This is a genomic window from Bosea sp. Tri-49, from assembly GCF_003952665.1.
Lineage (GTDB): Bacteria > Pseudomonadota > Alphaproteobacteria > Rhizobiales > Beijerinckiaceae > Allobosea.
Genome location: NZ_CP017946.1, coordinates 2,422,124 through 2,442,894, shown reverse-complemented (window position 1 = coordinate 2,442,894; position 20,771 = coordinate 2,422,124). Strand labels below are relative to the sequence as shown.

The 20,771-nt window shown below is 67.8% G+C and carries 16 protein-coding genes; all 16 read left to right on the top strand.

Going from position 1 to position 20,771, the window contains the following annotated elements; translation table 11 throughout:
* Positions 1–6: 6 nt before the first annotated feature.
* The 16 genes from tssC to tssH all read left to right on the top strand — a co-directional run bounded on the left by tssC (position 7) and on the right by tssH (position 20,763).
* The gene (gene tssC, locus BLM15_RS12095; RefSeq protein WP_126112988.1) at positions 7–1,491 is read left to right on the top strand and encodes a type VI secretion system contractile sheath large subunit; all 1,485 of its coding nucleotides are present in this window, start codon (positions 7–9) and stop codon (positions 1,489–1,491) included.
* 61 nt (positions 1,492–1,552) lie between these two features.
* Positions 1,553–1,960 carry a type VI secretion system baseplate subunit TssE gene (tssE, locus tag BLM15_RS12090; protein WP_164547498.1) on the top strand — a complete coding sequence of 136 codons (408 nt, stop codon included), beginning with the start codon at positions 1,553–1,555 and terminating at the stop codon, positions 1,958–1,960.
* 4 nt (positions 1,961–1,964) lie between these two features.
* A complete protein-coding gene (gene tssF / locus BLM15_RS12085) occupies positions 1,965–3,713 on the top strand; it encodes a type VI secretion system baseplate subunit TssF (protein ID WP_164547497.1) in 1,749 nt (582 codons plus the stop codon).
* Complete coding sequence (gene tssG, locus BLM15_RS12080; protein WP_126112985.1) at positions 3,677–4,657, top strand: type VI secretion system baseplate subunit TssG; 981 nt, start codon at positions 3,677–3,679, stop codon at positions 4,655–4,657. Before tssF ends, tssG begins: the two co-directional genes overlap by 37 nt.
* A gap of 113 nt (positions 4,658–4,770) precedes the next feature.
* Positions 4,771–6,156, top strand: a complete 1,386-nt coding sequence (tagH, locus tag BLM15_RS12075) for a type VI secretion system-associated FHA domain protein TagH (RefSeq protein WP_126112984.1) — start codon at positions 4,771–4,773, stop codon at positions 6,154–6,156.
* Positions 6,153–6,683, top strand: a complete 531-nt coding sequence (gene tssJ / locus BLM15_RS12070; protein ID WP_164547496.1) for a type VI secretion system lipoprotein TssJ — start codon at positions 6,153–6,155, stop codon at positions 6,681–6,683. Before tagH ends, tssJ begins: the two co-directional genes overlap by 4 nt.
* 55 nt (positions 6,684–6,738) lie before the next feature.
* On the top strand, positions 6,739–8,073 hold the full coding sequence (gene tssK / locus BLM15_RS12065; RefSeq protein WP_126112982.1) for a type VI secretion system baseplate subunit TssK: 1,335 nt from the start codon (positions 6,739–6,741) through the stop codon (positions 8,071–8,073).
* Positions 8,070–9,083 (top strand): type IVB secretion system protein IcmH/DotU, encoded by a 1,014-nt coding sequence (gene icmH, locus BLM15_RS12060; RefSeq protein ID WP_164547495.1) that lies wholly within the window; start codon positions 8,070–8,072, stop codon positions 9,081–9,083. Before tssK ends, icmH begins: the two co-directional genes overlap by 4 nt.
* On the top strand, positions 9,080–12,673 hold the full coding sequence (gene tssM, locus BLM15_RS12055) for a type VI secretion system membrane subunit TssM (protein WP_126112980.1): 3,594 nt from the start codon (positions 9,080–9,082) through the stop codon (positions 12,671–12,673). Before icmH ends, tssM begins: the two co-directional genes overlap by 4 nt.
* Positions 12,670–13,362 (top strand): type VI secretion system-associated protein TagF, encoded by a 693-nt coding sequence (gene tagF, locus BLM15_RS12050; RefSeq protein ID WP_164547494.1) that lies wholly within the window; start codon positions 12,670–12,672, stop codon positions 13,360–13,362. Before tssM ends, tagF begins: the two co-directional genes overlap by 4 nt.
* Positions 13,359–14,045 (top strand): PP2C family protein-serine/threonine phosphatase, encoded by a 687-nt coding sequence (locus tag BLM15_RS12045; protein WP_164547493.1) that lies wholly within the window; start codon positions 13,359–13,361, stop codon positions 14,043–14,045. The genes tagF and BLM15_RS12045 overlap by 4 nt, the downstream gene beginning before the upstream one ends.
* 44 nt (positions 14,046–14,089) lie before the next feature.
* Complete coding sequence (locus BLM15_RS12040) at positions 14,090–15,085, top strand: serine/threonine-protein kinase (RefSeq protein WP_126112977.1); 996 nt, start codon at positions 14,090–14,092, stop codon at positions 15,083–15,085.
* A 36-nt stretch (positions 15,086–15,121) separates the two neighbouring features.
* A complete protein-coding gene (locus tag BLM15_RS12035; protein ID WP_126112976.1) occupies positions 15,122–16,618 on the top strand; it encodes a type VI secretion system Vgr family protein in 1,497 nt (498 codons plus the stop codon).
* Between the two features lie 7 nt (positions 16,619–16,625).
* Positions 16,626–16,985, top strand: a complete 360-nt coding sequence (locus BLM15_RS12030; protein WP_126112975.1) for a hypothetical protein — start codon at positions 16,626–16,628, stop codon at positions 16,983–16,985.
* Positions 16,986–17,307: 322 nt separating this feature from the next.
* Positions 17,308–17,826 (top strand): Hcp family type VI secretion system effector, encoded by a 519-nt coding sequence (locus BLM15_RS12025; RefSeq protein ID WP_126112974.1) that lies wholly within the window; start codon positions 17,308–17,310, stop codon positions 17,824–17,826.
* A gap of 75 nt (positions 17,827–17,901) precedes the next feature.
* Positions 17,902–20,763: a type VI secretion system ATPase TssH gene (gene tssH, locus BLM15_RS12020; RefSeq protein WP_236846642.1), complete on the top strand. Its 2,862-nt coding sequence runs from the start codon at positions 17,902–17,904 to the stop codon at positions 20,761–20,763.
* Positions 20,764–20,771: the final 8 nt, after the last annotated feature.

Here is a 20,771-nt window from a genome sequence, read left to right as displayed (position 1 = left end):
GCAACCATGAGCAATCAGCAACTCGAGATCGCCCAGGATGCTTCGGTCGTCACGACCGAATTGTCACTGCTCGACCAGATCCTCGGCGAGACCAAGCTCCAGCCGAGCGACGAGGGCTACGACGTCGCCCGCCGCGGCGTCGCCGCCTTCATTTCCGAACTGATGCTGCCGGCACGCAAGGACGAGAAGGTCAACAACGCCGTCATCGACCAGATGATCGCGGCGATCGACGGCAAGCTCTCGCAGCAGCTCGACGAGATTCTGCACGACGAGTCGTTCCAGAAGCTGGAAGCGGCCTGGCGCGGTCTGAAATTTGTCGTCGATCGCACCGATTTCCGCCAGAACATCCGCATCGAGCTGCTCAACTGCTCGAAGGACGAACTCCTGGCCGATTTCGAGGATAGCCCGGAAGTCGTCAAATCCGGCCTCTACAAGCACATCTACTCGGCCGAGTTCGGCCAGTTCGGCGGCAAGCCCTATGGCGCGGTGATCTCCAATTACGAGTTCTCGGCCGGCCCGCAGGACGTGAAGCTGATGCAGTTCATGTCCAGCGTCGGCGCGATCTCGCATGCGCCGGTGATCGCCTCGGCCGGGCCTCAGATGTTCGGCGTCGAGAAATACGAGGACATCGCCAACCTCAAGGATCTCGAGTCGATCTTCGAGGGCCCGCGCTATGCCAAGTGGAACGCTTTCCGCGAGACGGAAGATGCGCGCTATCTCGGCCTGACCGTGCCGCGCTTCCTGCTGCGCATTCCCTACGGTTCGGACACGGTTCCGGTGAAGGCCTTCAACTACGAAGAGAAGAGCGCCGGCGAGACCGACAACTATCTCTGGGGTAACGCGGCCTACACCTTCGCGACGCGCTTGACGGAATCCTTCGCGCAGTATCGCTGGTGCCCAAACATCATCGGCCCGCAATCGGGCGGCGCGGTCGAGAACCTGCCGGTGCACAATTTCGAGTCGATGGGCCAGCTGCAGTCCAAGGTTCCGACCGAGGTGCTGGTCACCGACCGGCGCGAATATGAGCTCGCCGAGCAGGGCTTCATCGCGCTGACCATGCGCAAGGGCAGCGACAACGCCGCCTTCTTCTCGGCCAATTCGGTGCAGAAGCCGAAATATTTCGGCAATACGCCGGAGGCCAAGCAGGCGGAGCTGAACTACAAGCTCGGTACGCAGCTGCCCTATATGTTCATGATCAACCGCCTGGCGCACTACATCAAGGTGCTGCAGCGCGAGAACATCGGCTCCTGGAAGAGCCGCGAGGAGCTCCAGGAAGAGCTCGGCAAGTGGATCAGCCAGTATGTCGCCGACCAGGACAATCCCTCGCCGGAGGTCCGGGCGCGCCGGCCGCTGCGCAAGGCCGAGATCCGGGTCGAGGACGTCGAGGGCGAGCCGGGCTGGTACCGCGTCGCGATGTCGGTCGTGCCGCACTTCAAGTACATGGGCGCCGACTTCACGCTCTCGCTGAAGGGCAAGCTCGACAAGCAGTGACATGTCCTGCTTCGCCCCGCCTCCAATCGGAGGCGGGGCCGCTGCAATTGACGGGAATTCCGTGGCGAGCCTGTTCGAACGATTGGAGAGCGCGCGCGAACCCGGCACCGGTTCGCTGGAGGTCGCGCGCGGCCCGAGCCTGTCCGAGAGCGTGCTGGCAAATGTCAGGCGCATCCTGAACGCGCGCCAGGGCTGTTGCGAGACGAGGCCCGATTTCGGCATGCCCGATCTCAACGACATCTCGCGTGAGGCTTCGGAGACCATTCCGGCGATCGCGCGGACGGTGAAGGCGCAGCTCGAAGCCTTCGAGCCGCGGCTGCGCGAGGTGCTGGTGAAGCCGATGCCGACGGAGTCGCCGGGAGAGTTCGCCTTCTCGGTCAGCGCCGCGCTGATCGATGGCGAAAGCGGCGAGGCGATGCGTTTCGACACCGTGCTCGGCAATGACAGGCAGATGCGGCTGCGGAATTGATGCGATGTCGCTGAACGCCCATTACGAAGACGAATTGTCCTATCTACGCGAGCTCGGCCAGGAGTTCGCCCGGGCGAACCCCAAGCTCGCCGGTTTCCTGTCGCGCGAGGCGAGCGACCCCGATGTCGAGCGGCTGCTGGAAGGCTTCGCCTTCACCGTCGCGCGCCTGCGCCAGAAGCTCGAAGACGAGATGCCGGAGCTCGTGCACGGGCTGATCCGGCTGGTCTGGCCGCACTATCTACGCCCGATTCCGCCGATGAGCATCGTCTCCTTCGAGGCGGCGGCCGGCGGCGGGCCTGGCGTCACGCGGGTTCCGGCGGGCATTGCGCTGGCCTCGCGGCCGGTCGACGGCGTCTCCTGCCGCTTCCGCACCTGCTATCCGGTCGAGGTGCTGCCGTTCGCGATCACGCGCACGCAGAGCGAGAACCGGCCGACCACGGCGCGCCTCGCGCTGACCTTGCAGGCGGCCGGGCGCGGCACGCTGCAGGGCCTGCAAGGCGGGCGCCTGCGCTTGTTCTTCAACACCGAGCGCGAGCCGCAGGTCGGGCGCACGCTGCTGCTCTGGCTGTCGCGCCATCTGCGTTCGATCACCGTGACGAGCGATTCCGGCGAGAGCGTCACCCTGCCAGCGAGCGCGATCCGCCCGGTCGGCTTCGAGGACGGGGAGGGCGTGCTGCCCTATCCCTCGAACGCCTTCATCGGCTTCCGGCATTTGCAGGAATATCTCGCCTTCCCGGCCAAGTTCCTGTTCGTCGACGTGACCGGGCTCGAGGCTCTGGCCGGCCTGTCGGGCAAGGCTGCGACCTTCGCCTTTGAGTTCTCGCGGCCTTTTCCCGATCAGGTCAGGGTCGCGGAAGGCCATGTCCGGCTGAATTGCACGCCGGTGGTCAATCTCTTCGCGCACGAGGCGCATCCGCTACGCATCGATCGCTCCCGCAGCGAGTACCGCGTCGTCGCCGGCGGGCGCGCGGGAGCGGAAATCTACGCGATCGACAAGGTCACCGGCTATCTCCAGGGCCGGGCCGAACGCATCGTCTACGAGCCCTTCGAAGCCTTCCGCCACGATCTGCCAGGCGAGGCCGAGAGCAAGCTGTTCTATCGCGAGCGGCTGCGCCCGGCCGTGGTCGGCCGCGGCGTCGACCATTATCTCTCCTTCGTCTCGCGGCTGGAGCGGACCTCGGCCCCGCCGGCGGAGGTGATCTCGATCGGTTTGACCTGCTCGAACGGCGCCCTGGCCGAGCGCCTGCCCGTCGGCGCGATCGACCAGCCGACCTCGGAGACGCCGGCGACCGTCACCTTCGCCAATGTGATGGGTGTGACGCCGCACACGCCGCCGCCGATCGGCGAGAACCTGCTCTGGCGGCTGATCTCGAACCTCTCCCGCAATTACGGCTCGCTCGTCGATGTCGGGGCGCTGCGCACGCTGATCGCGAGCTATGATTTCCGCGCCGTGCACGATGCGCAGGCGCGCCGCCGGCTGGAATTGCTGCTGGAGGGGCTGGAGGCGTTCGAGAGCGGCGTCGAGGATGGCGTGCTACGCGGTCAGCCGGTCCGCGTTCGCACGATCAGGTTGACCGTGGCCGAGAGCAAGATCGGCGGTGAGGCCGAGCTTTATCTGTTCGGGGCGGTGCTGGAGCGCTTTTTCGCAGTCTATGCCAGCCTCAACAGCCTGCACCGCTTCGCCATCCAGGGCACCGAGAGCAAGGTCGAGTACAAATGGACGCCGCGAGTCGGCACGACGAGCGCGACCTGAGCGCCGTCGCGGCGCTCGATGCTGCGATGGTCCAGTTCAACGCCCTCTGCCTTCAGCTGGAAGAGGCTTTCCCGCAGCCGGGCGGCATCGGTTCGTCAGGCTCGCCGCGGCGCGAAGCCGTGCGCTTCCGCGCCAATCCGACGCTCGGCTTTCCGGCCGAGGAGGTCGCGGCGATCGAGTTGCCGGCACGTGCCGGCGATCCCATCGTCGTCACCGCCAATCTCTTCGGCCTGCACGGCCCGTCCTCGCCACTGCCGCCGGCTTTCACCGAGCGCATCGTCTTCGCCGAGGATGGCGGCGCGCTGCGAGACTTCTCGGACTTCTTCAACCATCGCCTGCTCGGGCTGCTCTTCCGGATCTGGAAGCATTATCGCCACCAGCATCGTTACGAGCCCGGCGCGACCGATCCGATCTCCGGCGCGGTCGCCGCGCTCTTCGGCATGTTCGGCGTGGCGCAGGAGGGAGACCGGCCGGCGCGGACGCTGCTCCTGCCCTATGCCGGGGTGCTGGCGCTGCACAGCCGCTCGGCCTCGGTCGTCGCCGGCGTGATCAGTCATTATTTCGGTGTGTCCTGCGCGATCGAGGAGTTCGTGCCGCGCGAGATCCGCATCCCGGAGGAGGCGCAGTGGCGCCTCGGCGCGCCGGGCATCGAGCTCGGCGTCGATACGGTCGCCGGTGAAGCCATGCGCGACGTCATGGGCAAGTTCCGCCTGCGGCTCGGGCCGCTGACCTCCGCGCAATGCGACCGGCTGCTGCCGGGTGGGCCGGATCACGCCACGCTGACCGAATTGATCCGCCTTTCGATCCGCGAGCCGCTGGATTGGGACATCGCCTTCGTGCTGGCGCCGGGAGAGGCGCGCCCATTCCGCCTTGGCGAGACACGGCTCGGCTGGTCGGGCTGGCTCGACGTCGATCCGGGCAGCCCCGTCGAATTCGTCATCTGAGGTCCAGTTGCGTCACATGATTGTTGTTCGCCTCGCCCAACCTTGCGCCAGCAGCGCCAAGAGCCGGCCCGACCGGTCGGCGGGGCATGCGTTGATGTGGGGCCGGGGGTAAGATGAGATTGCTGCTGACCGTGCTCGGGCTGCAACGCAGCACGCTCGGCGACCGGTCTACGCATATCTTCGGGGAAGCGGGTGGCACGCTCGGGCGCAGCGCCAGCTGCGACTGGATTCTGCCCGATGAGCGCAACACGCTTTCGGCCCGGCACGCCCGCATCTCGCATAACGGCCGCGGCTTCCTGATCACCGATACCAGCACCAACGGCGTCTATCTCAACGCGGTCGATGCGCCGCTCGGGCGCGACCAGAGCGCGCCGCTGAGCAATGGCGATACGATCTACCTCGCCGACTACATCATCTCCGTGGCGATCCTGCGCGAGGAGCCGGCACCTGCGCCGGTTCCCATGCCGGCCACTGCAATACCAGTGGCGCCCGTCGCTCCGACGCCAGTTGCGCCGCTGCCGATCCCCGTTGCCGCACCGGCCATCCCGATCGGCCTGGAGCTGTCAGCGCCCGCGCCCGCTATCCCCGCCTCGATGCCGGCTGCGGCTCAACGCCAGCCGACGCAGCTTGCCGGCCCGATTCCGGATGATTTCGACTTCAGCGACCTCGCGCCGGCAAAACCGCAGGCAGCTCCGATGGCCACGATGCCGGCGCAAACCGTGCCGCCGGTTCCAGTGATGCCTGCGCCTCTCGCCGAGCCCGCTGCGCCGCAGCAGGCGCCTGCTGCGGCCGTCGATCCGCTCGCCTTGCTGCGCCAGCGCGCGATGGTGCGGGCCGCTTCGATCGATCTGACGCCGCAGGAGCCCGGGGTGCCCGCGCCTCGGCCGATGGCCGAGGTCGCCCTGCCGGGTGGCTCGCTCGCGCCAGGTTCCGGCGATGCCGCAGCCTTCTGGTCCGGGATCGGGCTCGATCCCACACGCATTCCGCCCGAGGCGCGGGCGCGGTTGCTTGAGGAACTCGGCGGCGCGCTGCGCCAGGCGGCGGGCGGGCTCGTCTCGATGCTCTCGGCACGCAAGTCGATGAAGGACGAGTTTCGCCTGGATCAGACGCGGCTCGCGCCGCAGGAGAATAACCCGTTCAAATTCTTCTCGTATGGCGACGAGGCGCTGCGTCGGATTGTGGTCGAGGGCGCGCCCGGCTTCCTGCCGCTCGACATGGCGGTGAAGCAGTGTTTCGCCGACATGCACGCGCATGAGGTCGCGCTGGCCTCGGCGATGCAGACCAGCATCCGCGAGTTGCTTGAACGGCTGGCGCCTGCACGGCTCGAATCCGAAGCGGAACCCGGCCTGCTCGGCCGCAAGCCGGACCGGAGCCGCCTCTGGGAGCGCTATGCCGAATTGCATGGCGAGCTCGCGGGCGATCTCGATCGCACGATCCGCACCCTCGTGTCCGACGAATTGGCGCGCGCCTCTGCCCGTGGGCCAGGAGCGAAGGTGTGAGGCCGGTCACGAGATCGCTGCTGCTGCCGACCCGCCGGTCGCTTCTCGCCGGCCTGGCGGTCGGTGCCGGCGCGCCGCTCATCGCTGCTTGTTCCTCCGGGCCGCCGGCAGCCAAGACGACCTCGCTCGAATTCGGAATCGAGGCCGACCAGGAGATCAACGCCAACGAGAATGGCGACCCGTCGCCGATCGTGCTGCGCGTCTACGAACTCAAGACCAAGAACGCCTTCGAGCAGGCGAGCTTCTTCGAGCTGCTCGACAGCGATACGGCCAAGCTCGGCGCCGATCTCGTCTCCAAGCGTGAACTCGAGGTGAAGCCGGGCGAGAAGAGCTCGTTCAAGCGCGAGTCGCCGACCGAGGCGAAGCATATCGGCGTGATCGCCGGCTTCCGCCAGATCGAGGTCGCGCAATGGCGCTCGCTGGTCGACATCGTACCGGACCGCGACAACGCCTTCCTGATCACCGTCCGCGCCCTGGCCGTGAAGATCGAGCTGCAGCGCGCCTCCCGCAATTTCGGCCTGATCTGAGGTCGCCCATGCCGACCTTCGCCCCGCCCGCAGAACCCTTCCGGAGCCGCCCCCGATGACGCTGGTGAGCAAACCGCTCTGGTCCGAGGGCATGCTGATCCGCCCGCAGCACTTCCAGCAATATGACCGCTGGATCGAGCATGTGGTCGAGGGCCGCACCACTGCGCTAGCCGCCTTCGCCTGGGGGCTGCGCAAGCTGACGCTCGGGGCCGAGTTGCTGCCGCTCGGCCGCATCGCCGTCCAGTCGGTCGCCGCCGTGATGCCTGACGGGACGGTGATCGACACCGCCGGCGGCATCGCGATCGAGGCGCGGGCGGTTCCGCCGAACACCAAGAATGCCCTGGTGAAGCTCGTCGTGGCGCTGCGGCCGCTCGATGGCGCCGAGATCGGCGACGGCGGCCGCAGCCGGCGCTATGAGGCGGCCGAGCAGGCGGTGCGCGACGTGACCGCTCCGGATCGGGCAGCGGTCAGCCTCAGGGTCGGGCGGCTCTCGGCGCGGCTTCTGCTCGAAGGGGAAGCCGAGGACGATCTCGTCACGCTGCCGATCGCACGAATCCGCGAGGTCGATGCGACCGGCGCCGTGCTCCTCGACGAGAACTACGTTCCGCCCTGCCTCGACTTCCAGGCTTCGCAGCGCCTCGTGCGCCTCGTCGGCGAGATCCGCTCGCTGCTGCGCAGCCGAGCGGAGGCGCTGGCCGGCCAATCCGCCGCCGGCCCGGCCGCGGCCGAGAGCGGCGGGCTCGTCGATCTCGTCGTGCTCTCGATCGTCAATGGCCAGGAAGCCGTCTTCGACCATTTCGCGGCGACGCCGGGCCTGCACCCCGAGCAGGTCTATCGCGCGGCATTGGCGCTCGCCGGCCAGCTCTCGACCTTCTCGGTCTCGCGCCGGCGCAGCGCCGATTTCCCGGCCTACGACCATCTCGATCTCGATGCTTCCTTCGCGGCTGTGCTCGACCAATTGCGTCAGCTCCTGGCGGTAGTGATCGAGCGCAATGCGATCGCGCTGCCCCTGCAGGATCGCGGCTACGGCATCCGCCTCTCGACGATCAGCGACCGCACTTTGTTCCAGGATGCGCGCTTCGTCCTGATCGCGCTGGCGAGCGTGCCGACCGAGACCTTGCGAAGCCAGCTGCCGATCTCGATGAAGGTCGGCTCGGTCGAGCAGATCCGCGATCTCGTCAACCTGCAGCTGCCCGGCATTCCGCTGACCGCGCTGCCGGTGGCGCCGCGCGAGCTGCCCTTCCTGCAGGGCGGCGTCTATTTCGAACTCGACCAGAGCGTCGAGCTCTGGCGCAATCTGACGCGCTCGGCCGCCTTCGCCCTGCATGTCAGCGGTGACTATCCCGACCTGCATCTCGAATTCTGGGCCATTCGCGGGAAGCGCGCGTGAGCAGTGATCAAAGCTTCGATCCGCCGACCGTCGTCGGGCACAGGCCGATCGGCTTGGCACAGCCGCGGCCGGCCGGAGCGGCGATCCACGACCCGCCGACGACGCCGTTCGCGCCGCCACGCCAGCCACTCGCCGCCCAGCCCTTTGCTCCGCTACCGGCAGCCCGACCCACCGGCTTCGCACCATCAGCGCCCACGCCTTCGCTCATCCCACGGTCGGAACCCGCGAGACCGCAGCAGCGGCGTGGCGCCTCCGTATCGACCCGCGAAGCCCCTCCAGCGTCCTTGCAGGCGAATGCCGAGATCGCCGACGGCTCGGACGCGCTCGTCGCGGCCGCCAACCCGCTGCTGGCGCTGGTGGCGCAATTGCGCGATGCCGTCGACTTCGCCGACGTCGCGCAGCTGCGCAGCGAGGTGATCGAGCAGATCCACAAATTCGAGGAGGCGGCGGTCAGGAACGGCGCGGCCGCCGGTGACGTCCAGGCTGCACGCTACATCCTCTGCTCGGTGATCGACGAGACGGTGATGACGACGCCCTGGGGCGCCGCCAGCGACTGGAGCACCAGCTCGCTGCTCAACCGTTTCCATAACGAGACCTGGGGCGGCGAAAAGGTCTTCGCCATCCTCGACCGGGTGAAGACCGATCCGCGCAAGAACATCGCCCTGCTCAAGCTGATCGACTTCGTGCTGCTGCTCGGCTTCGAGGGCATGCACCGCGTGCTCGACAATGGCCGCGAGCGTCTCGCCGACCTGCGCGACGAGGTCGGCCAGCTCGTCGGCCGCAATCTGCCGCCGCCACCCTCGGAACTCTCTGCGCACTGGCAGGGCGTCGGCGCCGAGAAGGCCCTGCGGAGCTTCTTCCCGCTCTGGATCGTCTTCGCCGCCGCAGGGTTCCTGCTGGTCACCATGTACAGCTTCCATCGCTACCGCCTCGCGGTTGAGGTCGCGCCGGTGGTCGAGCGCATGCAGGCACTCGAGAACACGATTGCTTCCAGAGTGGTGCGGCCATGATCCGCTCCTATCTGCTCGGCTTCCTGTCGCTGCGCGGGCTGGTCACCGTCTTCGGTGTGGTCGCGCTCTGCGTGATGATCTGGGCCGGCGGGCCCTATCTCTCGCTCTTCGGCTGGGCGCCGCTGGTCTCGGTGGAGGCGCGCACGAGCGCGATCATCCTGCTGCTCTTGAGCCTGATCGGCGTCTCGCTATTGCGCCTCTATCTGGCGCGTCGCGCCAATGCCCGGATGATCAAGTCGCTGCTCGACACCGGCGGACTCGCGGCCATGGCCGATTCCGGCGGGACCGACGAGGTCGAGATCATCCGCGAACGCTTCGAGGGAGCGCTCACTACCCTCAAGGAGACGATCTTCGCCGGGCGCAAGGGCGATGCCTATCTGTTCGAGCTGCCCTGGTATGTCATCATCGGCCCGCCTGGCTCCGGCAAGACGACGATCCTGAAGAATTCCGGGCTCGACTTCCCGCTGGCGCGCACGCTCGGGACCGATCCCGTCGCCGGCCTCGGCGGCACCCGTCATTGCGACTGGTGGTTCACCGACCAGGCGGTGCTGATCGACACCGCCGGCCGTTACACCACCCATGAATCGAACGCGGCGGTTGACGCCGCCGCCTGGCGCGGCTTTCTCGACCTGCTCAAGACCCATCGCGGCCGCCGGCCGCTCAACGGCATCGTCCTGGCGATCAGCCTATCCGATATCCTCCTGCAGAACGAGGTCGAGCGTAAGCGCCATGTCGCGGCGCTGCGGGCGCGTCTGCAGGAGCTGACCAAGACCTTCGGCGTCGAATTGCCGACCTATCTCCTGATCACCAAATGCGACCTGATCCCCGGCTTCTCCGAGTTCTTCGACGGGCTGAACGAAACCGGACGGGCGCAGGTCTGGGGCATGACCTTTCCGCCCGATGCCAATCTGGCGACGCGTCTGACCGAGATCCTTGACCAGAACCTGCGCGAGCTCGCTGACCGCCTCGACCAGGTCATGCGCGAGCGCGCCCATGCCGAGCGTGGCCTCAGCCGGCGCGGGCGCATCTATCTCTTCCCCAAGGAGTTCGCCGGTTTGCGCCGGGACCTTGCGAGCTTCGTCCACGAGATTTTCAAGCAGAGCAAGTTCGAAACGCAGTCGCGTTTGCGTGGCGTCTACTTCACCAGCGGCACGCAGGAGGGCACGCCGATCGACCGCGTGCTCGCGGCGTTCGGGCGCAGCTTCGGCCTGACCAGCGGCCAGCGCGCGCCGTTCTCAGGCCAGGGCAAGGCCTTCTTCGTCAACCGGCTGCTGACCGATGTCATCTTCGAGGAGCAAGGGCTTGTCGGCGTCGACCGCAAGCTCGAGCGCAGCCTCGTGCGGGCCCAGAACATCGGCTACGCCGTGGCCGCGGCGCTGGTGATCGGGCTCAGTGTGCTCTGGTGGGGGGCGGCGAGCCGCAGTCAGGCGAGGATCGCCGCAACGAACGAATCGCTTACCCCGGTCGAAACGCGGCTCGCGGCCGTGCCGGCGCGGGCGACGCCGGCGACCTTGCTGCCGGTGCTGCAGGCTGCTGATGCCGTGCGTGATGCGAGCGGGCAGGGCGGTATCCTCGGCTGGCTCGACGGCTTCGGGCTGAGCGCGACGCCCTTACTCGCGCCGGCGGCGGCAGAATTGCGCGAGCGCCTCATCGTCGGTCGCCTCTATCCGGCCTTCGCGACGCGCCTATCGGAGCGGCTGACCGGCCTCTCCCAGATCGGCGCCGAGAACGAGGCGGTGCGAGAGCTCCTGCGCAGCTATCTCATGCTGAGCGACACCGAGCGCTTCGACCGCAGTGTGGTGCAGCGTGCCGCGCGCGAGGAAGCACAGCTCGCCTTCCCGGTCGACCAGAGCCGGGCGGCCGAGCTCGGACGGCATTTCGACGAGCTCGTCGTGCTGCTGCCACAGCCGCTGCCGACCGACCGGCGCATCATCGACACCACGCGGGCGCGACTGATGCGGACCCCGCGCAGCGAGCAGGTCTATGCCCGGCTGTTGCGCGAGGCCGCGCAGAACCCGCGCTTGCGCTCGATCGATCTCTCCACTGCGATCGGCGCCGGCGTGCTCGATTTCGGCCTCGGTCGCGCCGGCAACAACGCGGTCTCGGTCATCCCGGCCGCCTTCACCCGCGAAGCCTTCTACGATTTTGTGCTGCCGCGGTTGCCGATCCTGATCCGCGAGGAGCTCGGGATCGACTGGGTCACCGGCGGCGAAGCGGCCGGCTCGGGCGTGGTCCAGACCGGCACGCGCGAGGTGATGGACCGCTATGTCGCCGACTACATCCGCTATTGGCAGGGCGCGATCACGGCGGCGCGGCTCGTGCCCTTCGCCGAGACGCAGCAGGCGCTCTCGGCCGTGCAGGCCTTGGCAGCCGCCAACTCGCCGCTCGAACGGCTGATCGGCATCGTCCGCACCAATACGGAATTGCCGCTGCCCGGGGACACCCAACCGGGAGCCCCGGCCGGGGCGAGCGCCGGCTTGCCCGGACCGGCCGGCACAGCAGCCGGAGGCCTCATCGCCGCTGCGGCGAGCAGCGCGGCGAATGCCGCTGCCACCGCCGCGCTCGGGGAGGGGCCCTGGCCCGGTGCGACCATCGCGGCGCCGTTCCGTCCGCTGGTAGAGCTGGTTGCAGCGCCGGGTGGCGCGCAGCCGGCGATGGGGCGCATCCGCGAATTGTTCAGCGGCGCCTATGGCGCGCTCAGCAATGTCTCCAACGCGCCCGATCCGCGTCAGGCTGCCTATCAGGCTGTCGCGCGGCGCGGCAGCTCCGGTGCCGATGCGCTCGGCCAGCTCAGGGCGGATTCGGCGCTGCGGCCGGAACCGGTGCGCGGTATCATGCGGGCGATAGCGAGCCTCAGCGCCTCCTCGGTGGTTGGCGACTCCCTCGATTATGTCAACCAGGCCTGGCGCCGGGATGTGCTTCCGCAATGCCAGGCCGCGCTCGACCAGCGCTATCCGCTGTTCGCGAGCGCCAAGGACGAGGTCTCGCTGCGCGATTTCAGCGACATGTTCCGGCCCGGCGGCCTGCTCGACGAGTTCTTCCAGAAGCATCTCGCGCCCTTCGTGACCGAGCAGCGCAACGGCTACGCCCCGATCACCGTCGACGGCTCGGCTCTGCCGCTGAAGCGCGAGGCGCTGGCGCAGTTCTACCGGGCACGGGCGATCCGCAACGCCTTCTTCGCCGGATCGGGCTCCGCCCCCTCGCTGAAGTTCAGCCTGCGCCCGAGCTTCCTCGATCCGAAGCTGCTGCGCGCGACGCTGGCGCTCGACGGCAAGGACATCGTCTATCGCCATGAGGCGCAGCGCGCCTACGACTTGGAATGGCCGACCAAGACCGATGCCAGCACGGTCGCGGTCACGCTCACCGATCTCAACGGCAAGGACACCCGCGTCGAGCGCACCGGCGCCTGGGCGCTGCTGCGCATGGTCGATGCCGCCTCGCTCGCGGCGCGCGGCGGCGCCGACCAGTTCAGCATCACCGTGACCGGCGACGAGAACGCCCGCGTCGTCTACCAGCTGCGGGCGGCGAGCGTGAACAACCCGTTCAATCTCGGCGCCTTGCGCGCCTTCCGCTGCCCGGATTCGCTGTGAGCGAAGCCCCGGCCTTCGGCCTGTTCGGCAAGGTGCCCTGGGCTGGCGATTTCGTGCAGCAGGGATTGCCCGGCCGCTTCGTCTCGCCATGGGAAGCCTGGCTGCTGGCAATGCTGACGGCGAGCCGTCAGGCGCTCGGCGCGCGCTGGGACGATGCTTATCTGCTCAGTCCGCCCTGGCGCTTCCGGCTCGCGCCCGGCCTGATCGGGACATCAGGCTGGATCGGGGTGTTCGCCAGCTCGGTCGATCGCGTCCGGCGCCACTACCCGCTGACCCTGGCGCTCGAGCTTCCGGTCGAGGACGGTGCCGGATTCGCCGCGAGCGAGGGGCTGCTCGATCTGTTCGAGGTCGTGGTACTCGACCTGATCGCGACCGAGCGATCCCTGCCCGAAGCGCTGGTGAGCCTGCGCCGCCGGCTCGATGCCCAGCGCGCCGCGGCCAGTCTTTGGCTCGGGCCGGGCGGCGGCCGGCTCGTCATGGACAATGAAGCGGAGCGCCTGTCGCTCGGCGCCGCCGACAGCCCGGCGCAGGACGGCGCCAGCCATTGGTGGCACGGCCGCTGGAACGCGCGGCCGGCAGCCGCTTTACGCTGCGTAGGCCTGCCGGACCCCACCGCTTGCGCCGGCTTTTTCTCCGGCGACTGGTCGCGCGATGGCTGGCGTGCCGCGGCTGTGCGGCAAGGCGCGTGAGCCTCGTGGGAGAAGAATGGGAGGTCTCGGTCGCGACGCGGCAAGGGCCGCGCCATGACGTCAATCAGGACAGCTACGCCGCCTTGCCGGAGGCGGGGCTGTTCGCCGTCGCCGACGGCATGGGCGGCCATGCCGATGGCGAGCTCGCCAGCCAATCGATCACCCGCATGCTCGCTGCCGTGTCCGAGCCGCAGGCGGCGCTGACCATGCGCGTCGCCCTCGCTGAGGAAGGGATCGCCGCGATCAACGATGCGCTGCGCGAGCATGCGGCGCGCTCGGCCGAGGGCGACATCGTCGGCTCGACCGTGGTGGTGGCTTTGGTCGGGGAGGGCATGCTCGTCTGCCTCTGGGCCGGCGACAGCCGCGTCTATCGCCGGCGCGACGACGCTCTCGCCCAGCTGACCGAGGACCATGTGCTCGGGCACGGTCCCGGTGCCGGCCATGTCCTGACCCGCGCGGTCGGCTCGGCCGCCTATCTGCCGATCGCGCGTTGCGTGACGCCGACACTTCCCGGCGACACGCTGCTCCTGTGCAGCGATGGCCTCAACAAGGCGCTCGCCGATGCCGAGATCGGCGAATTGCTGGCGCAGCCGCTGGCCGGCCTTGCCGAGCGGCTCGTCGCTCGTGCCGTCGCCAATGGCGGCCGTGACGACATCACCGCCGTGATCGCGAGGCGGCTGTGAAGGTCCGGCGCAGACGGCGTCGCCGCGCGGCCGAAGTGCGCGGGATGCAAGCCGCGACCTTGCCTGCGACCTCAGCGCTGCAATCCGGCGAGCGCGCTCTCCCGGCGCCGCTCGGCACATTGCTGCGTGGGCGCTTCGAGCTGATCGAGGTGGTTGGGCGCGGCGGGATGAGCACGGTCTATCGTGCCGTCGACCATGTCCGGCGGCGGGCGCGGGCGCTCGATCCCGAGGTCGCGCTCAAGGTCACCGATATCGGCGACGGCTACCATGACGACGCGGCGACCCTGCTGCATCGCGAGGGCCGGCGGCTCTTAGCGATGCGCCATCCCAATGTCGTCAAGGTGCACGACTTCGATCGCGAGGGGCCGCTGCACTTCCTTGTCATGGAGTTGCTCCGCGGCAAGACGCTGGCGCAGGTGATGCAGGAGCGCGACGGCAAGGCGCTGGAGCGCCGGCTGGCCCTGCGCATCGTCACCGAGCTCGGCGCCGGGCTCGCCGCCGTGCATGCCGCCGACATGGTCCATGGCGACCTGAAGCCGGGCAATGTCTTCATCACCCAGGACGGCCATGTGAAGCTGATCGATTTCGGAACGGCCCAGCCCTTGCTGCCGCCCGATCACCGACCATCCGAGGACGAGACCGGCTTTTTCCTCCGGCGGCTGCGCGCGGTCACGCCGGCCTATGCCTCGCCCGCCGCGCTCGCCGGGCAGGCGCCCGACCCGCGCGACGACATCTTCTCCTTTGCCGTGCTGACCTATGTGATGGTCGCCGGGAAGCATCCTTTCGACGGCCGTTCGGCTGCGGCAGCGATGGCGGAGGGGCTCACCCCGGCCTCGCCGCCCGGTTTTCGCGGCGGCCGCTGGGTCGCCCTGCGGCGCGGCTTCGACTGGGAGGTGGAAACGCGGCCGGGCAGCGCCCTCGATTTCGCCCGACGCATCCTGCGGCCGCGCCTCGCCGATCACCGCCGCGCCTTGCTTGGCCAGGCGCAAAGCCTGCTTGAACGCCTGCACCGTCGTAAACCTGTCAACGCCCCGCCCTAGCGTCACCTTCGTTCCTCTTATCGGACGCGACGTGCCATGCTCGACCGACCTGCCAGTCACGACACCACGATCGCGCTCAGCCTCGCCAGCGGTGGCATCAAGGACGGCCTGCATGTCGAGCGGGTCACTGGCCGCGAAGCGATCTCGGAGCCTTACGCCTACCGGGTTGCGTTCCGCTCGGACAAGGCGATCAGCCCCGAGGACGTCATCGGCGAGCGGGCGAATCTGACGCTGAACACCGAGGCCGGCGAGCTCGCTGTGCACGGCGTCGTCGTCGAATTCGCCGCCGAGGACCCACTCGGCGACCAGAGCCATCTCTATGCCGCGGTGATCGCGCCGCGCCTCCGGATGCTCGAGCTCAGCCGCCAGAACCAGGTCTATGGCTCGACCAGCAAGGTCTCGGTCAAGGACATCATCCAGAAGGAACTCGAGGGCTCGCTGGCGGCCAATCACGGCCACATCACCATCGATCACGAGCTTAATCTCGCCGCGAGCTATCGCGAGCGCGAGTTCATCGTGCAGTACAATGAGAGCGACCTTTCCTTCCTGTCGCGCTGGTGCGAGGGCAGCGGCATCTTCTATTTCTTCAAGCAGGGCCAGGATGGCGAGACCGCGGTGTTCGGCGACAGCAACGTCGCGTTCATCGAGGCGAAATCTTTGCCTTATCGCCATGGCCGTGACGCGATCACCACGTCTCAGGCGGCGGTGACTTCGTTCGGCTTCGTCGCCCGGCCGGTGACGAAATCGGTGGTGCTGCGCGAGTACAATCCCGAGAAGCCGGCGCTGCTGCTGCGCGCCCGCGCCGAGGTCGAAGGCGGCAAGACCGGCACCATCATCGAATACGGCCAGCACTTCCTCGAGCCCGACGAGGGCGACCATCTCGCCAAGGTCCGGGCCGAGGAGATCGCCTGTCGGGCCAAGGTCTTCCGCGGTGTCAGCAATGCGCCGCAACTGCGCCCGGGCATGTTCTTCCGCCTGAGCGGGCACCCCTCGCTCGACGACCGCTACCTCGTCATCTCGGTGGAGCACGAGGTCTCGACCCCGGCCCCGGTCGGCTATGGTACGGCTGAGGCCGTCGCCGGCGCGCCCTATGGCAACCGCTTCGAGGCGATCCCGCTTTCCGTGCCGTTCCGGCCCGAGCGGCGCACGCCGCGGCCGCTGGCGGCCGGGCTCTTCAACGCCTTCGTCGACGGCGAGGCCGACGGCACGCGGGCCGAGGTCGATACGCAGGGGCGCTACAAGGTCCGCCTGCGCTATGATGAAGGCGACAGCGCCGAGGGCAAGGCGAGCGAATTCCTGCGCAAGGCCGAGCCCTATGCCGGTCCGTCCGACACCGGCATGCACTTCCCGCTGTTGAAAGGCACCGAGGTCATCCTCTCCTGCGTCAACGGCGATATCGACCGGCCGATCATCGTCGGTGCGGTGCCGAACCCGCTGACGCCGAACGTCGTCTCCAAGCGCAACCGCACGCTCAACCGCTTCCGCTCGCCGTCGGGCACGCTGTTCGAGATGAACGACGGCTCTGCCAGTTGAACCTGCGATGATCTGGCAGCCACCGACACGCGAACTCGATCCGCTTGCCGCGCTCGTCCATGAGGCGGTGCGCACCCAGGTCTTCCCGGGCGAAGCGTTCGGCTTCCATCTCGTTGCCGTGCCGGGCGAGAGCTGGCGCGAGACCATGCTGCCGGATGGCCGGCCGGTGCGGATCAGGCTGTCGGCGAGCCCGGCCGCGCAGACGCAGCGTGAACGCCGCGCCTGCGCCGGCATCCATGTCAGCGGGGAAATGGTCGCCGGCGACATGGGCTATCGCGTCAGCGCCGACCTCGTCGTCGACTTGGTGACGCGCGCCGTCCTCGCCTGCGACAGCCGGCTGGAAGCTGTCGGCCGAACGCGTCCCTGAAGCCGCAATCCGGCTCACTCCATCCATTCTGTTCAGCTTTGGATCGCTGCGGTTCCGCGTTCTACGTCGCCGTAGTTGCGGCGCGCTGCATAGGCATGACCGGCGTCGCTAGTCTGTCTTCGGCCCGGCAGCCAGATCGAGGTGAGCGTGCGCCTGCGCAGTTAGCCGAATGAGCGCAGGAAACTGCGCAGTCACGGCAGTGACGCAAACAGCTTTATCAAAATTAGATCAATAGGATAGGTGATTTCTTCCACTTGGTACGCCCCTTGCCGAGCAAGGGCGCCGGCTCGAGCCGGAGCAGCGAATTCCAGGGAAGAGAACAATGGCACTCGACGCCTACATGACCATCAAGGGCCAGAAGCAGGGGGACATCTCCAGCGAGGCCAGCACGATCAAGAGCGCCGGCGCCGGCGCCAAATACGACAAGCACGGCAACGAGATCACCGTGCTCTCCTTCACCAGCGGCGTGATCAACCCGCGCGATCCGAAGTCGGGCTTCACCTCCGGCGCCCGCGTCCACCAGCCGGTCACCTTCACCAAGCTGATGGACCGGTCCTCGCCGCTGCTCTGGCAGGCGCTGGCCAAGGGTGAGACGCTGACCGAGATCGTCTGCAAGTTCTACCGCCCGGACACCGCCGGCCTTGGCGAGCCGGAGGAATTCTTCGAGTTCAAGTGGGAGAACGCCAAGCTTTGCGAAGGCAAGTCCTATCTGCCGCTGACCGTCACCCAGGCGAACGACCATCTGCGCCCGATGGAAGACTGGTCCTTCACCTATGAGAAGGTGACCTGGAAGCACACCAAGGCTTCGACCGAGGGCGAGGATTCCTGGCAGAGCGCCTGATCCGGCGAAATCAGCCGCCGCGCAGCCCCTGCGCGGCGGTCTTGCTGGGGATCTTGCAACGGCACGGTGACGTAGATGTCATCGGCCAGTCACCTCGACGCTGTGAGGTACGCCATCGCGCAGACCGGGCCTCAAGCCCGGCGCGACATCCGGCGCCAGGCGCCAGGCAGGGGGCGTTTCACCATGGTCCAGGTCGATCTCAAGCAGCTGCTCGGGCGGCTGAACCCTTACGTCAAGCGGGCGCTCGAAACGGCAGCTGGCCACAGCGTTGGCCGCGGCCATTACGAGGTGGCGGTCGAGCATCTCCTGCTTGTGATGGCGGAAGATGAGCAGCGCGATCTCGGCATCATCCTCAAGCAGTTCGGGCTCGATGCTTCGGGTCTGAAGCGCGGCCTTCAGCGCGCCACCGAAACCCTCAAAACCGGCAATACCGGCCGGCCCGTTTTCTCGCCGGGGCTGATCGAATTGCTCACCGATACCTGGCTGATCAGCTCGATCGAGCTCAGCCAGCAGCAGATTCGCTCGGGGGCGATCGTCGCGGCGCTGCTCGCCAACCCCAGCCGCTACGCGATGGCCGACTGGTTCGAGGCGCTGCGGGCAATCCCGCTCGCCGAGATCAAGGCCAAGTTCCGCGACATCGTCGCGTCCTCGGCCGAAGAGCCGGCCGTTCCCGCGGCGACACTCGGTGGAGCCTCTGGCCAGGCCGGCAACGGCGTCCTTCCGCCCGACGGCGCGCTCGCCCGCTTCACGATCAACTTCACCGAGCAGGCGCGCAAGGGCAAGATCGATCCAGTCTTCGGCCGTGACCGCGAGATCCGGCAGATGATCGACATCCTCGGCCGACGCCGCAAGAACAACCCGATCTGCGTCGGCGATCCCGGCGTCGGCAAGACCGCGGTGGTCGAGGGCCTCGCGCTCAAGATGGCCGAAGGTGACGTCCCGGACTTCCTCAGGAATGTCGAGTTGCTCAGCCTCGATCTTGGCATGCTGCAGGCTGGCGCCGGCGTCAAAGGCGAGTTCGAGAACCGGCTCAAGGGCATCATCGACGAGGTCAAGGCCTCGCCCAAGCCGATCGCGCTGTTCATCGACGAGGCGCACATGCTGGTCGGCGCTGGCGCTTCGGCGGGTGGCGGCGATGCCGCCAATCTGCTGAAGCCGGCGCTCGCTCGGGGTGAGCTGCGCACTGTCGCGGCCACGACCTGGTCGGAATACAAGAAGTATTTCGAGAGGGATCCGGCGCTGGCGCGGCGCTTCCAGCTGGTCAAGCTCGACGAGCCTTCGCCGACGGAGGCGATCACCATCGTGCGCGGCCTGCGCGCGGCTTACGAGAAGAGCCACGGCGTCTATGTCCGCGACGATGCCGTCGCCGCCGCCGCCAACCTCTCGGCCCGCTACATCTCCGGCCGGCAATTGCCCGACAAGGCAGTCGACGTGCTCGACACCGCCTGCGCTCGGGTGAAGCTCTCGCTGTCCAGCAAGCCGGCCAGCATCGACGATCAGGAGCGCCGCATCGCGACGCTGCGCCGCGAGCTTTCTGCGCTGGAGCGTGACCGGGGTACCCTCGGCAAGGACAATCCGCGCATCGCCGAGGTCGAGGAGGAGATCGCCGGGATCGAGGCCGAGAAGGCCGAGGCGATCGTACAATGGGAGCGCGAGAAGGCGCTGGTCGACCGCATCGTCGAGCTGCGCCGCGAACTCGGCCTCGGTCCGGAGGGAATAGCGCAGCTGGAAGCCAATGCCGCCGACAATGATGATGGCGACGACGAGGATGACGACCGCGACGAGGAGGAGGCCGAAGAGGCTGATAACTCGCGCAAGTCAGCCGAGCAGGAGCTGCAGCAGGCCGTCGCCGAGCTGGAGAAGACCCGCGGCAAGACCGCGATGATCCATTACGAGGTCACAGCCGACGCCGTGGGCCAGGTGATCTCGGACTGGACCGGCATTCCGGTCGGCAGCATGGTCAAAGACGAGGCCGCTGCCATCCTCGGCATGTCGGACAATCTGCGCCAGCGCATCAAGGGCCAGGATCATGCCGTCTCGGCGCTGGACGAGGGCATGCGTGCCGCCAAGGCCGGCGTCAACAATCCCGGCCAGCCCATGGGGGTCTTCCTCTTCGTCGGCACCTCTGGCGTCGGCAAGACCGAGCTCGCGACACAACTCGCCGACCTGCTCTTCGGCGGTGAGCGCTTCCTGATCACCATCAACATGTCCGAGTTCCAGGAGAAGCACACCGTCTCCAAGCTTGTCGGCGCCCCGGCCGGCTATGTCGGCTATGGCGAGGGCGGGCTGCTGACCGAGGCGGTGCGCCAGCGGCCCTATTCGGTCGTGCTGCTCGACGAGTGCGAGAAGGCCGATCCGGAGGTGCTGAACCTGTTCTACCAGGTCTTCGACAAGGGCACGCTCGCCGACGGCGAAGGCCGGATCATCGACTTCAAGAACACGGTGATCATCCTCACCTCCAACCTCGCCACCGACATCATCACGGCGATGGGGACGCAGGAGGAGAAGCCGTCGACGGCCGAGCTCACCGAAGCGATCCGCCCGAGCCTGTCTCGGCACTTCAAGCCGGCGTTGCTGGCCCGCATGCAGATCGTGCCGTTCTATCCGCTGATGCCGGATGTGCTGAGCGAGATTGTGCGGCTGAAGCTCAACAAGGTCGGCAAGCGCCTGCGCGAGAGTCAGAAGATGGCATTCCACTATTCGGACGCCGTCGTCGAGGCGATCACGGCGCGCTGCACCGATGTCGACACCGGCGCCCGCAACATCGACCACATCGTCAACCGCACGCTCCTGCCGGAGATCGCGACCGAGATCATCGGCCGGATGGGTGAGGAGCATGCGCCCGAGAGCCTGTCGGTCGACATCGGTCCCGAGGGCAGCTTTACCTACCGCTTCACGCTGCCGGGCTCCGAGCCGGTGGCGCAGGCGGCCGAGTGACGGTGTTG

What these genes read in the sequence shown, in the direction of transcription:
- tssC (WP_126112988.1), top strand. Translation starts at nt 7, where the DNA reads ATGAGCAATCAGCAACTCGAGATCGCCCAGGATGCTTCGGTCGTCACG.
- BLM15_RS12030 (WP_126112975.1), top strand. Translation starts at nt 16,626, where the DNA reads ATGATCTGGCAGCCACCGACACGCGAACTCGATCCGCTTGCCGCGCTC.
- tssG (WP_126112985.1), top strand. Translation starts at nt 3,677, where the DNA reads ATGGACGCCGCGAGTCGGCACGACGAGCGCGACCTGAGCGCCGTCGCG.
- tssH (WP_236846642.1), top strand. Translation starts at nt 17,902, where the DNA reads ATGTCATCGGCCAGTCACCTCGACGCTGTGAGGTACGCCATCGCGCAG.
- BLM15_RS12025 (WP_126112974.1), top strand. Translation starts at nt 17,308, where the DNA reads ATGGCACTCGACGCCTACATGACCATCAAGGGCCAGAAGCAGGGGGAC.
- tssF (WP_164547497.1), top strand. Translation starts at nt 1,965, where the DNA reads ATGTCGCTGAACGCCCATTACGAAGACGAATTGTCCTATCTACGCGAG.
- BLM15_RS12035 (WP_126112976.1), top strand. Translation starts at nt 15,122, where the DNA reads ATGCTCGACCGACCTGCCAGTCACGACACCACGATCGCGCTCAGCCTC.
- tagH (WP_126112984.1), top strand. Translation starts at nt 4,771, where the DNA reads ATGAGATTGCTGCTGACCGTGCTCGGGCTGCAACGCAGCACGCTCGGC.
- tssM (WP_126112980.1), top strand. Translation starts at nt 9,080, where the DNA reads ATGATCCGCTCCTATCTGCTCGGCTTCCTGTCGCTGCGCGGGCTGGTC.
- BLM15_RS12040 (WP_126112977.1), top strand. Translation starts at nt 14,090, where the DNA reads ATGCAAGCCGCGACCTTGCCTGCGACCTCAGCGCTGCAATCCGGCGAG.
- tssK (WP_126112982.1), top strand. Translation starts at nt 6,739, where the DNA reads ATGACGCTGGTGAGCAAACCGCTCTGGTCCGAGGGCATGCTGATCCGC.